At 66.7% G+C, this 13,464-nt stretch carries 13 protein-coding genes; 3 read left to right on the top strand and 10 right to left on the bottom strand.

Features of this window, described 5'->3' with window-relative positions; all coding sequences use genetic code 11:
* Positions 1-21: 21 nt before the first annotated feature.
* From LCC91_RS08855 to LCC91_RS08885, 7 genes are all read right to left on the bottom strand, one after another.
* Complete coding sequence (locus tag LCC91_RS08855) at positions 22-780, bottom strand: class I SAM-dependent methyltransferase (RefSeq protein ID WP_082007448.1); 759 nt, start codon at positions 778-780, stop codon at positions 22-24.
* Positions 781-951: 171 nt separating this feature from the next.
* A complete protein-coding gene (gene tviB, locus LCC91_RS08860; RefSeq protein WP_143898534.1) occupies positions 952-2,226 on the bottom strand; it encodes a Vi polysaccharide biosynthesis UDP-N-acetylglucosamine C-6 dehydrogenase TviB in 1,275 nt (424 codons plus the stop codon).
* A gap of 79 nt (positions 2,227-2,305) precedes the next feature.
* Positions 2,306-3,588, bottom strand: a protein-coding gene (locus LCC91_RS08865; protein ID WP_224440896.1) for an IS3 family transposase whose coding sequence is annotated in 2 segments (ribosomal slippage) — positions 2,306-3,252 and positions 3,252-3,588 — 1,284 coding nt in all. Because the reading frame shifts where the segments join, the coding sequence is not laid out codon by codon here.
* A gap of 48 nt (positions 3,589-3,636) precedes the next feature.
* Positions 3,637-4,674, bottom strand: a complete 1,038-nt coding sequence (locus LCC91_RS08870) for an NAD-dependent epimerase/dehydratase family protein (protein WP_043698423.1) — start codon at positions 4,672-4,674, stop codon at positions 3,637-3,639.
* A gap of 37 nt (positions 4,675-4,711) precedes the next feature.
* Positions 4,712-5,188, bottom strand: a complete 477-nt coding sequence (locus LCC91_RS08875) for a hypothetical protein (RefSeq protein ID WP_052231344.1) — start codon at positions 5,186-5,188, stop codon at positions 4,712-4,714.
* A complete protein-coding gene (locus LCC91_RS08880) occupies positions 5,173-5,481 on the bottom strand; it encodes a nucleotidyltransferase domain-containing protein (RefSeq protein ID WP_043698426.1) in 309 nt (102 codons plus the stop codon). The genes LCC91_RS08875 and LCC91_RS08880 overlap by 16 nt, the downstream gene beginning before the upstream one ends.
* A 108-nt stretch (positions 5,482-5,589) precedes the next feature.
* Complete coding sequence (locus LCC91_RS08885) at positions 5,590-7,131, bottom strand: ATP-binding protein (protein WP_224440897.1); 1,542 nt, start codon at positions 7,129-7,131, stop codon at positions 5,590-5,592.
* A gap of 140 nt (positions 7,132-7,271) precedes the next feature.
* Between LCC91_RS08885 and LCC91_RS08890 the strand changes: the two genes are divergently transcribed.
* Positions 7,272-7,868 carry a Uma2 family endonuclease gene (locus tag LCC91_RS08890; RefSeq protein WP_043704087.1) on the top strand — a complete coding sequence of 199 codons (597 nt, stop codon included), beginning with the start codon at positions 7,272-7,274 and terminating at the stop codon, positions 7,866-7,868.
* Here LCC91_RS08890 and ispH read toward each other — a convergent pair.
* Both ispH and LCC91_RS08900 read right to left on the bottom strand, forming a co-directional pair.
* A complete protein-coding gene (gene ispH, locus LCC91_RS08895; protein WP_224440898.1) occupies positions 7,854-8,801 on the bottom strand; it encodes a 4-hydroxy-3-methylbut-2-enyl diphosphate reductase in 948 nt (315 codons plus the stop codon). The two genes, LCC91_RS08890 and ispH, sit on opposite strands and share 15 nt — an antisense overlap.
* A 1-nt stretch (position 8,802) precedes the next feature.
* Positions 8,803-9,249: an FKBP-type peptidyl-prolyl cis-trans isomerase gene (locus LCC91_RS08900; RefSeq protein ID WP_143898524.1), complete on the bottom strand. Its 447-nt coding sequence runs from the start codon at positions 9,247-9,249 to the stop codon at positions 8,803-8,805.
* 124 nt (positions 9,250-9,373) lie between these two features.
* Here LCC91_RS08900 and radC point away from each other — a divergent pair, with 124 nt between their 5' ends.
* Together radC and LCC91_RS08910 are read left to right on the top strand one after the other, a co-directional pair.
* Positions 9,374-10,042 (top strand): RadC family protein, encoded by a 669-nt coding sequence (gene radC / locus LCC91_RS08905; protein WP_043704080.1) that lies wholly within the window; start codon positions 9,374-9,376, stop codon positions 10,040-10,042.
* A gap of 165 nt (positions 10,043-10,207) precedes the next feature.
* Entirely contained in the window at positions 10,208-10,870 is a 663-nt protein-coding gene (locus LCC91_RS08910) for a Smr/MutS family protein (RefSeq protein WP_143898526.1), read from the top strand.
* A gap of 31 nt (positions 10,871-10,901) precedes the next feature.
* On the opposite strand, the gene LCC91_RS08915 is transcribed toward LCC91_RS08910, so the two are convergent.
* Complete coding sequence (locus tag LCC91_RS08915; protein ID WP_143898528.1) at positions 10,902-13,460, bottom strand: ABC transporter permease; 2,559 nt, start codon at positions 13,458-13,460, stop codon at positions 10,902-10,904.
* Positions 13,461-13,464 lie beyond the last annotated feature (4 nt).

Consider the following 13,464-nt stretch of genomic DNA (forward strand, 5'->3'; position numbering starts at 1 on the left):
CAGCATTGAGGGATGCACCAGTTATGCAATGGTCTCTAGAGGTTTGTTCGCCAAGATGATGTAACTAAGAGGCATGAGACGACTATTGGGCATGAGTCTCGCCAGTAACCAGCCAGCGATATTGAGTAGCGGTATGGCGCTGATGAGCAAGGGGGCAAGCAACAGGCTGAGGCGCTTGTTTCTCAGAGCATCCAGTACGGCCTTGGCCAAGGCGATAGCACCCAGTGCAGCGGCCGTTTCAATCGGGGCCCCATGGTACCCGATTTGCTGGCATGTCAATCCGTGAGCCTGAATGAGTTCGTTCAGGCCATGCTCTGTCCAACGCTGAAAATCAAAGGGTTCGTCATGGAGCGGATAAAGAAACGGTACCTGGATAATAAGGGTGCCACCGGGCTTGAGTACGCGTGTCGCCTCTGCAACCGCTTTTGCAGGTTGAGGTATATGCTCTAGAACATCCAACATGACAATAGCGTCCATGCAGGCATCTTTTAAAGGTAGACGCTGACCGTCCGCGAAAAGATCCGGCTTACCCTGATAGCCCAACGCTACGGTGCCAGGATAGTCAAGGCCTAGGTAATGGCAGCGGTGGTTCAGTTTGCTTTCCACCCAGCGGTCGCCACAACCAATATCGAGAACGCTCCCGCTTAATTTCTGCAACATCCCTGCTACCGTCATATGCCCGTTCAGAAACACGAGCCATTGCGGATGAATTGGGGTCTTGCGCAAGCCGTGCAGACGCTTTTTTAGAAATTTTCCTAATGAAATTTGGGCAAAGACCATCCGTTACTCCCGCTCCCGGAAGCAAAAATGCAGGGCGTCAAGACTCAAGACTGAAATCCGAGGCTTTTGAATTTTTATCATCCCATGGGCATTGGCAAAATACATCAACCTTACGGAGCGAAGATGCTTGCCATCCGCAACACCATGAGTCGCGCGCGAACCACCTAGCGCTCATATCCGCCCATCAACACTGTTAACAGGCAACACCCCCTTGACATCGTAAATCACCCCATTCGGCTTGAGCCAACTTCGGACACCTTCTGCGCCCAGCATCTGAAATTGATGGTGGGCCACTGCCAATATCGCCGCATCGAAGCTTCCTTTGGGTGGCTCTTTCATGAGCTCAATCGCATATTCCCGCCGGGCCTCTTCCGAATCAACCCACGGGTCATAGACGGCGCATTCCACGCGATAGTCGCGCAGCGTCGCCAAAATATCAACCACGCGGGTGTTGCGCAGATCGGGACAATTCTCTTTGAACGCAAGCCCCATCACCAAAACTCTGGCTCCAATGGGACTGATCCCACGGCGAACCATCAGCTTGAGGGTCTGTTCCGCGACGTATTGCCCCATGCGGTCGTTAATGCGCCGGCCAGCCAGGATGACTTCCGGGTGGTAGCCGACTTCCTGCGCCTTGTGGGTGAGGTAGTAGGGATCGACCCCGATGCAGTGGCCGCCGACGAGGCCGGGGCGGAAAGGCAGGAAGTTCCACTTGGTGCCCGCGGCTTCCAGCACCTCCAGCGTATCGATGCCCAGCTTGCCAAAGAGGATCGCCAGCTCGTTCATCAGCGCGATGTTGAGGTCGCGCTGGGTGTTTTCGATGACTTTGGCAGCCTCCGCGACTTTGATGGAACTGGCCTTGTGGGTGCCGGCGGTGATGATACTGGCGTAGAGGGCATCGACAGCGTCGGCCACCTCGGGGGTAGAGCCGCTGGTAACTTTTTTGATCGTGGTGAGCCGATGCGCTTTGTCGCCGGGGTTGATCCGCTCGGGGCTGTAGCCACAGTAGAAATCGCGGTTGAAGACGAGTCTGCTTTCCCGCTCGAGGATCGGCACGCACACCTCTTCGGTGGCTCCGGGGTAAACGGTCGACTCGTAGATCACCACGTCACCCGCCTTGAGCGCCCGCCCCACCGTCTCGCTTGCTCTGATGAGCGGGGTGAAGTCGGGGCGATTAACGCGATCCACGGGCGTCGGCACGGTGACGATGAAGACGCGACAGTCGCGCAACTCCGCCGGGTCACTGCTGTAGCGCAAATGCACAGCAGCCACCAAATCCTCTGGCTCGACCTCGCGGGTGCTGTCGCGACCAGCCTGGAGTTCGGCAATGCGCTCGGGCTTGATGTCAAAGCCGACAACGGGGTAGCGCTTACCAAACTCAACAGCCAGCGGCAGGCCGACATAACCGAGACCTATGACAGCAATACGTCGCCCGAGAAGGTTCATGGTTCTGCTTCGAATTGGGTATACGGTATGCGATGCGTCTATTTCCCACTGATCTTGCCCCCGTATTCCCGGACCCGTCCTATTCGCAACGTAACGCCGCGTCCTTGATGGTTGAGCGGCGTGCCTGGGCGGCCTGATGCCGCCGGAACTCTCTGGGTGAACGCATTTTCAACGACGAGTGCGGATGCACCTCGTTGAAGTGCTCGAATGCCGCTGGCAACTGAGCCAGCACGGTGGCCGCATCGCTCAGGTCCATGCGGGCCACGTAGTCGCGCTTGAACGTGTTGACGAAGCTCTCGGCCATGCCGTTGCTCTGCGGACTGCACACCGGCGTGTTGATCGGCTTGAGGCCCAGTGAACGCGCCACTGCTCGGGTCTGGGCTGCGATGTAGGCGCTGCCGTTGTCGCTGAGGAATTCCAGCCTGTGATCAGGGGGCAGCGCCTCCACCGAGCCAAAGCGTTTTTCCACCGCCTCGATCAACATCTCGCGCACCGGCTCACCGGGCAGCCCTTTGCCCTCCCATGCCCGCCAGGCGATCACTTCGCGGTCGCAGCAATCTTTGGTGAACGTGGCGCTCACCGTCTGCCCCGAGTCGCACTTGATCTGCAGCCCATCGGAGCACCAGCGCATATCGCTGCGCCCCACGGCAACGCGACCCTCGTGCTTGCGGCTGCCATGGCGCCGTCGGGCTGCCTTGGGCAGCAACAGCCCGGCCTGGGCCATCACGCGGTAGACCCGTTTGGGGTTGACCCGTGTGCCGCCCTGTGCGCTGCGCTGACGGTTGACCAGGGCACAGGCGCGTCGATACCCGTAGCTGGGCAGATCGGCGATCTGCTCCCGGATCTCAGCCAGCAGCTGCGCATCGCCCGCTGGCGTGCGCCCCTGGCGAGCATCGCGCCAGTCCTCGCGGCGGTGGTGCCGCTCATGCACATGCGAGCGCGCCACGCCCAGCGCCCGGCAGACCGTCTTCATTGGTCGTCCCCGGGCAACAAGGGCGAGCGCGCAATCCACTTTTTTTCGGCGGCGTACTCCACGGCCTCCTTGAGGATTTCGTTCTCCAGGGTCTTCTTGCCCAGCACCCGCTGCAGCTTGGCGATCTCGGCTCGGGCAGCCGCCAGTTCCGAGGCCGGAACCACTGCTTCCCCGGCCCTGACGGCCGTCAGGGCGCCTTGGCGATCGAGCTTTCTCCACTGGAACAGCAAGCTGGCAGCCACACCTTCCTGGCGCGCCACCAGCGACACACTCATGCCCGGCTCGTAGGTGCGCCGCACCAGCGCGGCTTTCTCCGCAGGGGACCAGCGCCTGCGGCGCTGGTCTTTCAAGATGACTTCAACAGTGTCCGTATGCCTGGTCGTACTCACAGTCCTACTCCTATCTTCAAAGATAAGCGATAGGACGGGTCCGGAGATTCAGGGGGCTATCTCACCACCATGGTATCGTTGATACCACCCCACAAACGCCCTGACCCCCTCGTGCACCGGCGTCTGGGGCTGGTAGCCGGTGAGGCGCTTAAGGAGCGAGCAGTCGGCCCAGGTGACAGGGACGTCGCCGGTTTGCATCGGCAGATACTCGCGGATGGCGGGTTTGCCCAGAGCGGCTTCAATGGCTTCGACGAAGTCGAGCAGCCGCACCGGTTGGCTGTTACCGATGTTGACGACGCGCCACGGCGCGGCGGGGCTCAAAGTGTCGCCCTCGATCGGTTGCCAGCCGCGCTCGGGCGTGCGCTCCTCGGGGGCCGGGGGCACGGCGTCGATGAGCAGCCTAATGGCGCGCACGAGGTCGTCCACATAAGTGAAGTCCCGGTACATGTCGCCGTGGTTGTAGATCTCGATGGGACGGCCCTCCAGGATGCCTTGGGTGAATTTGAAGAGCGCCATGTCCGGCCGCCCCCACGGGCCGTAGACGGTGAAGAACCGAAACAGGGTGGTGGGCACGCCGTGGATGTGCGCGTAGGCGTGCGCCATGGCTTCGTTGGCCTTCTTGGTGGCGGCGTAGAGGGTGAGCGGCGTGTCGGCCTTTTGCGTCTCGGCAAAGGGCATGTCGGTGTTGGCCCCATAGACGCTGCTGGTGGAGGCCATGAGCAGGTGGCGAGGTTTGAGTACCTTCGCCACTTCCAGCAGGTTGAAGGTGCCCACGAGGTTGGCGTCGATGTAGGCGCGCGGGTTTTGCAGGCTGTAGCGCACGCCGGCCTGGGCGGCGAGGTGGATGATCACATCGGGCTGCGCGGCCTGCGCGGCGGCGTTGAGCGCCGCGGCGTCTTCGAGCATCGCTTCGGTGGCGGTGAAGGCCGGGTATTCGCGCAGCATGGCGTGGCGACGGTGTTTGAGCCGCACGTCGTAGTAGTCGGTCAGGCCGTCAAAGCCGTGGACGGTGTGGCCCTCCTCCAGCAGCAGGCGCGCGAGGTGAAAACCGATGAAGCCGGCGGTGCCGGTGATGAAGCAGCGCATGGGCGATGGTGTCTCGTGGCGACGAATGTGAGCGGACTTACGGAGCAGTGCCCGGGAGGGTTGTTGCGTTGCCTGACAACCGCTCCTCGATGCGGTGTAGGATCGCTTGCATGTGCCGATAGCCATCGAGCGCCATCTGGATATTGGCCAGGCGCAAGGCTTCGTCATCGGGGTACTCGTGGGTAATGGCGTTGCGCACCTCGCGCAGCTCATCCCAGGTCTGAACGCTGTCAATGATGCCCAGTTTCTCCAGTCGGTTGAGCACGTCGATCATGGGCATGGCGTCGTCGTCGAGCTCGCGCCATTCGCGCAGCAGGGCCCGAAAGAGCTCGGCCCCCATCTTGTCCTGAATCTTCAGGTAATTGAACAAAAAGCTGTTGACGATACGCTGGTGGTCGTACGACTGCAACCAAGCGGTGTCGATGGGTTGCGCCAGCAAAGCCGCATAATCCTGATCGGCTGCGCGCATCATCTGGCGGATGGCGGCCAAATGGGCGATCAATGCCTCTCGCATAGAACAATCCCCTGCGTGCGCGCCAGGCGGTCGATGAGCCGCGGCGGTTCCGCCGCCAGCACCACGTCGATTTTTTGTTCGCCAATACGGCGCTTCAGTTGTGAAAGAAACGCCACTCGCTGCCTCGCCATATCCGTCGGGCTGCGCGGTCCGTCCGCCACGACATAAAGGTCGATGTCACCACCGCGCTGCCGATCATCGGTGCGGCTCCCAAACAGCATGATGACACCGGTGCCGAAAGTCGCCGCGAAGGCGTCGACGATGGCTTGGCGTTGTTGAGGCGTGAGACGCATAGAGATCTGTGGCTCATCGACATCCGCTGCCAACGCAGTCCGCGTTGCCGGAGTTTTCTCGAGAATCCGCGCAACACATCGGTGCAGGGCGACGCGTAGCAACCAACCTCACCCCACCGCAACCCAATCCCACCCCACGATATTGCGCACGTCCGCACTGAACTCGACGCCCAGCAGATAGACGGGCCGACCGTCCGCGCGGTATTTGTCCGCGTAGCCGCGGGCCTTCAGTTGGGCGATGGCTTCGCCGGTTGGTTCTTTGCCCGCGATGCGCTTGAACTCGATGACGACGATGGCGGCGTCGAGCTTCAACGTCAGGTCGATACGCCCCTGGTTGGTGACGTCCTCGGGTGTGAGGTCTAAGCCGAGGCTCGCGATGTGTGAGTAGAAGACACTGGCCCAGTAGCCTTCGTACTGGGTGATCGGGTTGTTGCGGTACCAGTCGGCGGGAATCGAGGCGTAGAGGCTCTCGAAGTGGGTCTTGAGGGCGTCAAAATCCAGCGCCGCGAATTTTTTGTACAAGGCCAGCGGCATCGGTGCCTGCGGCACCCACGCGCGCAGCAGCGCCGTGTTGAAGGCGCTCTCCACCTCCCGGTTGGGATAGCCCAGCCGGTACTCGGTGATACCGCCGGCGCTTTCCACATCGACGATGGTCAGATAGCCGGTTTGCCACAGGATGGCTTCGGTCGCGATGTACTCGACATCGAAGGCTCCGAGCAACTGGTCGTCCGCCACCAGGGCGTCGAGCTGTGGGGTGAAGGTGTGCCGCTTGGCCAGCAGCTCGATGAGGAAAGTGGGTGTTCCTGTCTCGAACCACCAGGCGCGGTAGCTGCGTTTGTCAAAGAGTAGCAAGACGTCAAACGGGTTGTAGACCCGCTCGCCCAGCCACCCATAGCCGTTGTACCAGCGCCGGATTTCCTCGCGGTCGAGCCCCTCCAACTCCGGGGCGAAGACGGTGTCGATGTCCTCATCCGTATAGCCGCATATCGCGCTGTAGCGCGCATCGAGCGTGATGTCGTTGAAGTTGTTCAGGCCCGAGAAGATGGAGACCTTGCTGAATTTGGACACGCCGGTTAAGAACACGAAGCGCAGGTGCGCGTCCTGGTCTTTGAGGACCGAGTACAAGTTGCGCAAGCCCTCTCGCATCGCGGCGGCCACCGCCTTGTCGCCGAGGTTGTCCAGGATGGGCTTGTCGTACTCGTCGATGAGCACCACCGCGCGCTGACCGTATTTTTCATTGGCCGCGTGGATGAGCGCGGTAAACCAGTCCGACACCTCCTCACACGCGTCACACGTCAGGCCCAGCAGGGTCCGGTTGTACTGCAGCAGCCAGCGGATGCGCTGCTCGAGCTGTTCCCGGTTCTCGAGGCACCCCCGGGCAAAGCTCAGGCGAATGACCGGATAGCGCACCGACCAGTCCCAGTGGGCTTCGGCATACAGCCCCTCAAAGAGCGAGCGGCTGCCCGCGAAGAGTTCGGCCAAGGTGTCGAGAAACAGGCTTTTGCCAAAGCGCCGGGGCCGGGAGAGGAAGTAGTGCTTGCCTTGTTCGATGAGCCGGATGGCGTAGGGCGTCTTGTCGACGTAGTAGCAGCCCTCCTCGCGGATTTCGCGGAAGGTCTGGATGCCGATGGGGAGCCTGCGGCGCTGCATGCGCACGATTATCGCGCCGTGTGATGCCCCGGCGTTGGGTGCCCCGGCGTTGAAAAGGCGAAGGCGTGGGACGCGAAGTGGGGACAATGGCTGGGTACAGAGGCTTCCCCGCCACGCGGGACTCGCGTAAGATTCCCCGCATGTCCGCCCTGCCGCAACCCCGCTTTTCGCCCGCCGATTACCTGGCCTGGGAGGTCGATCAGCCGGTCAAGCACGAGTACGTGTGCGGCGAGGTCTTTGCGATGGCCGGGGCGAGCGACGCCCACGTGACGGTGAGTTTGAACGTGGCCGGCGCGCTGCGCGATCACCTGCGCGGCACGGGGTGCCGAACGTACATCGCCGACATGAAGCTGAAGGCCGCGGACAACGCGTATTTCTACCCCGACGTGTTCGTGACCTGCAGCGCGGCCGACGCCAAGCGATCGGACATCAAGGAGGAGGCGGTGCTGGTGGTGGAGGTGCTCTCCCCCAGCACGGCGGCGTATGACCGGGGCGTCAAGTTTGCGTACTACCGCGGCATGGCGTCGCTTCAGGAGTACGTGCTGATCGACCCCGAGCGGGTGAGTGTCGATGTGTTTCGCCGCGGTGCGGACGGGCTGTGGGTGCTGCACCCGTTTGGCCCCGGCGACACGGTCGAGCTGGCCAGCGTCGGGCTGCGGCTGCCGATGCAGCGGGTGTACGAGGACATCACCGACGCCGAAGGCGCGCCGCTGGTGATGGGGTCAGGCGCCGGCTGACTTGAGCCCTTTCGGCAGCGGAAAGCGCATCGTCTCCACCGGGCCGTCCATGCGGCGCACCGCGGTGGCCCCCAAGGCTTTGAGACGCTGCACCACGCCCTGCACCAGCGCCTCTGGGGCGGAGGCACCGGCCGTGACGCCGACGCGCGGTGCGTGAGCGAACCATTCGTCGCGCAGCTCCGACGCGTCGTCCACCATGTGGGTGGGCACGCCCAGCCGCTCGGCCAGTTCGCGCAGCCGGTTGGTGTTGGAGCTGGTGGGGCTGCCGACGACGATGACCACGTCCACCTGCCGCGCCAGCGCCTTGACCGCGTCCTGGCGGTTTTGCGTGGCGTAGCAGATGTCTTGTTGCTTGGGCTCGCGCAGGTTGGGAAAGCGCGCACGCACCGCGGCCAGGATCTCGGCCGTGTCGTCGACGCTGAGTGTCGTTTGCGTGACGACGGCGATGCGCTCGGTCTGGCTGGGCTGTACGCGGGCGACGTCCTCCACCGTTTCGACGAGGTGGATGCCGCCGTCGAGCTGGCCCATCGTGCCCTCCACCTCCGGGTGGCCGGCGTGGCCGATGAGGATGAATTCGTAACCCTCGCGGCGCAGCTTGGCCACCTCGACGTGCACCTTGGTCACGAGCGGGCAGGTGGCGTCGAAGACGCGAAACCCGCGGCGCGCGGCCTCGTCCTGCACCGCGCGGCTCACCCCGTGCGCGCTGAAGATGAGCACCGCCCCCGGCGGCACCTCGGCCAGGTCTTCGATAAAGACGGCCCCGCGGCGGCGCAGGTCCTCCACGACGTGGCGGTTGTGCACGATCTCGTGCCGCACGTAGATGGGTGCCCCGAAGCGCGCGAGCGCCCGCTCGACGATTTCGATCGCCCGGTCCACCCCCGCGCAGAAGCCGCGCGGTTCGGCGAGCAGCACTTCCCGTACCGGCGCGGTCACGTCAGAGCACCCCGATGATGTGGACCTCGAACCGCACCGGCTGCCCCGCCAGCGGGTGGTTGAAGTCGAACAGGACCGCGCCGTCCTCGCGCACGTCGCGCACCGTGCCGGCATACGTTCCAGTGCCGTCGGGCGTCGGGAACTGCACCACGTCCCCCACCGTCCAGCGCTGGTCTGGCGTGGCGAGCTCGTCCAGCAGCTTGCGCGCCACCCACTGGACCATCTGCGGCTGGCGCTCGCCAAAGGCCACCCCGGCCGGCAGGTCGAACACAGCGCGCTCGCCCTCGCGCAGGCCGATGAGGCGCTCCTCCAGCGCGGGGGAGAGTTCGCCGGCCCCCAGCGACAGCGTCGCGGGCTGGGCCGCGAAGGTGTCGATGAAGGCGACGCCGTCCGGGCCGGACAGCCGGTAGTGCAGCGTGAGGAAGGAGCCGGGTTGGACGAGGGTCATGAGCGGTGCGCTGTATGGTCGAGGGGGAGGCGAGCAACGAACGAGGCAGGGTGAAAGACAGGGTGGCAAAGGGCCGCGTGGCTGCGCCACAATCGGCATTGTAGGCAACAGGGGGGATACCATGATGCGCGAACTGCCAAGCGATGCCCGGCCGCGGGAGAAGCTGCTGCGGCGCGGGCCACAGGCGCTGGCGGATGCGGAGCTGCTGGCGCTGCTGCTGCGCACCGGGGTGCAGGGGCAGTCGGTGCTGCCGTTTGCGCAGGCGCTGCTCGACCGCTTCGGCGGGCTGGGGGCGCTGCTGCAGGCCACGCCTGCGCAGCTCGCCGGCGTCAAGGGGCTGGGGCCGGCCAAGCGCGCCGAACTGCTGGCGGTCACGGAAATGGTGCGCCGCGCGCTGGCCGAGCGGCTGCGCGAGCGGCCGGTGCTCGACTCGCCCGCGGCGGTGGCGGACGTGCTGCGGCTGCAGCTCGCGCACCGCGCTCACGAAGTGTTCGCCGTGCTGTTTCTGGACAACCAGCACCGGCTGATCGCGCTGGAGGAACTCTTTCGCGGCACGCTGGACCAGACCAGCGTCTATCCGCGCGAGGTCGCGCTGCGCGCGCTGCACCACGGGGCGGCGGCCGTGATCCTGGCACACAACCACCCCAGCGGCGTGGCCGAGCCGTCGCGCGCCGACGAGGCGCTGACGCGCAACCTGAAGGCGGCGCTGGCACTGCTGGACATCCGGGTGCTGGACCACTTTATCGTGACAAAGGGCGGCTGCACGTCGATGGCCGAGCGAGGGCTGGTTTGAGCCCCAAGCCCGAGCCGCAGAATCGCCCAGCCTCTGGCAACGGACGCCGAGTGCCCGACGAAGCGCGGCCGATCCCCCCTGCCCCCGGCTGCATGGAGCCTCCCGTGCATCCCAAGGTCGCACTGCCCACACACCGCCGTGGCCTGCGCGACAATCGCCACCGCGATGAAGGTGCGGACACTGGCCGACTTGCGGCAGATCCAGAAGGTGATGGCACAGCGCGCGGCGCAGGCGGCGGCCGAACGCGCCGCCGCCGAGGCGGCGCGGCGCGAGGCCGAGGAGCGCGCGCGGTGCGAACGCGATTGGTTTGCGCGCGCCGTCGGGCCGGTGCAGCCGCTGCCGCCGCACGGCCGGGCCGAGAACCGTCCCCCGCGCCCGCGGCCCGTGCCGCAGCAGCGCCACGCGGACGAGCGCGCGGTCATGCGCTCGGCGTTGAGCGACGAGTTCGATGCCGAGACGCTGCTGCACACGGACGAGCACCTGAGCTACCGGCGACCAGGTCTCGGCCCCGACGTGGTACGGCGGCTGCGGCGCGGTGAGTGGAGCATCCAGGCCGAACTGGACCTGCACGGCCTGCGCACCGACGAGGCACGCGAGCGGCTGGCCGCCTTTGTGCGCGAGGCACACCGGCAGGGGCTGCGCTGCGTGCGGGTGGTGCACGGCAAGGGGCTCGGCTCCCCGGGCAAAACCCCCGTGCTCAAAGGGCGCGTGCACGGCTGGCTGGTGCAAAAGAGTGAGGTGCTCGCCTTCGTGCAGGCGCGGCCCGCCGACGGCGGTGCGGGCGCGCTGATCGTGCTGCTGCGCGCCGGGGGCCACCACCGGGCCTGAACGCCGCGCTACTCCGCCGTGCGGCAAGGCCTCACTCCGCCGCCCGGCGCAGCGTCTGGACGACTGGCGCGCGCAGCACACCGCGCAGCGTCCACCAGCCCGCCAGCAGCGCCAGCCCCGCCCCGGCGACCGTGCCCGCGACCGGGACCCACGGCGAGACGCGCCACGCAAAGTCGAACACGTAGCGCGCCAGCGCCCACCCCACCGCGACGGCCACCGCGGCCGCCAGCGCCCCGGCCAGCGCCCCGACGCCCAGCAGTTCCGCGCGCTGCATGCGCCGCAGCAACGCGGCCGGCGCGCCCAGTGCGCGCAGCACGGCAAAGTCCCGTTCGCGCTCCGCGCGCGTGGCCCCCACCGTGGCCAGCAACACCACGACACCCGCGGCCAGGCTAAAGGCAAACAACGCCTCCACCGCGCGGATCACCTGCCCCAGCACGCGCTGCACCTGCGCCACCGCGGCGCTGGTGTCGACGTTGGTGACGTTGGGAAACAGCCGCAGCAGTTCCCGATCGAACCCCTCGCGCGCCGGGGCGCGAAACGCGGCGATGTAGGTGTAGGGCACGTCCGGCGGCATCGCCGCGACCGGATACAGCGCAAAAAAGTTCACGTGCATCGACGCCCAGTCCACCTTGCGCAGGCTGGTGATGCGCGCCTCGTGCGACACACCCGCGATGTCGAACGTCAGCCGATCGCCCAGGCGCAGGCCCAGCGTCTCGGCCAGTCCCGTCTCGATGCTGATCGCGCCCGCCTCCTCCCGCTGCCAGCGCCCGGCGGCGATGGGGTTGTGCGGGGGCGGCTCGGCGCTGTAGGACAGATTGAACTCCCGCTCCACCAGCCGCTGCGCGCGGTCGCCCGCGAACTGCTCCGGCCGCACCGGCGCGCCGTTGATGGCGACGAGCCGCCCGCGCACCATCGGGTACCAGTCGTAGCGCGCGACGCCTTCCCGCGCCAGATGGTCGCGGAACGCCGATGCCTGATCCGGCTGGATGTTGATGACGAAGCGGTTGGGGGCGTCGGGCGGCGTGGCGCGGCGCCAGCTGTCGATGAGATCCGTGCGCAGCAGCACCAGCAGCACCAGCGCCAGCAGGCCGACGGCGAGGCTCGCCACCTGCACGACCGCATACGCGGGCCGGGCGGTGAGCTGCCGCGTGGCCAGCAGCAGCCAGCGCGGCGCGCGCGCCTCCGACACCAGTACCCGCAGCGCGCGCAGCGCGAGCCACGCCACCGCCGCGAACAGCCCCACCGCTGCCGCGAAACCGCCGACCGCGATGGCGCCCAGCGTGGCGTCCCGACTGGCCAGGAACAACAGCGCGGCGAACCCGGCCACGCCCGCGGCGACGACGGCCAGCGTCATCGGCTGCGGCTGCCCCACGTCGCGGCGGATGACGCGCAGCGGCGGCACGCGCGCGAGCTGCAGCACCGGCGGCAGACCAAACGTCGCCATCAGCGCAAGCCCCACCCCCAACCCCAACCCGACCGGCCCCCAGCCGGGCGCGGGCAGGTCGGTCTGCACGAGGGCGGCCAACCAGCCGACGAACGCGAAATGCACCGCGTAGCCGACCAACGTACCCAACAGCGCGGCTGCGAGACCCGCCAGCCCGAAGGTGACGAGATAGGCGCGTGCCATTGTCCCCTGCGCCAGGCCCAGCACGCGCAGCAGCGCGCAGTCGTCCAGGTGGCGCAGCGCGTACTGGCGCGCCGCCACCGCGACCGCCACCGCCGCCAGCAGCGCCGCGAGCAGCGCCACCAGGCTCAGGAACTGCTCCGCCCGGCGCAGCGTCTGCTGCAGCTCCGGGCGGCCGTTTTCGAAGCGCTCGATCTGCACGCCGCGCTCGCCGCTGTCGGCCAGCCGCTCCGCCGCCCACGCCTCGAAGCGGCGCACGGCCGACTCCTCCCCCGCGACGGCCAGCCGGTACTGGATGCGGCTGGCCGGCTGCACCAGGCCGGTGGCGGCGAGGTCGGCCTCGGCGATCAGCACGCGCGGCGCAAAGTTGAGAAATCCAGCGCCGCGGTCCGGCTCCAGCACGATGAGGCGCGTCAGGCGAAACGACCGCTCGCCGAGCCACAGCGGATCGCCCAGGCGCAACCCCAGCACCTCCAGCAGCGCGGCATCGACCCACGCCTCGCCCGGCGGCGGCACGCCCGGGCCGGCCTGCCCCACGGTGTCGGCCACGTCGGTGGCGGTGCGCAGCTCGCCGCGCAGCGGGTAGCCGTCCGCGACGGCCTTGAGCGACACGAGCCGCGCCTCGCCGCCCTGCGCGTCGTCGGCCCGCGCCATCGTCGGAAAGGTCAGGTGGCGCGTCACCGCCAGCCCCAGCGCCCGGGCCTGCTCTTCGTAAACGGGCGGCAACGCATGATCGCTGCGCAGCACCACGTCGCCGCCGAGGAGCTGGCGCGCGTCGCGCTGCAGCCCCGCGGCCAGCCGGTCGGCGAAGAAGCCCACGGCGGTCAGCGCCGCCACCGCCAGCGCGATGGCCAGCACCAGCACGGTTAGCTCGCCGGCGCGCCAGTCGCGCCACAGCGCGCGCCAGCCGAGCGCCCACGCCGACGGCGCCGCGTGGGCCGGGGAGGAAACGGTCGGGGTCGTCACGCCG

This window comes from Tepidimonas taiwanensis (assembly GCF_020162115.1).
In the GTDB taxonomy this organism is placed as follows: Bacteria; Pseudomonadota; Gammaproteobacteria; order Burkholderiales; family Burkholderiaceae_C; genus Tepidimonas; species Tepidimonas taiwanensis.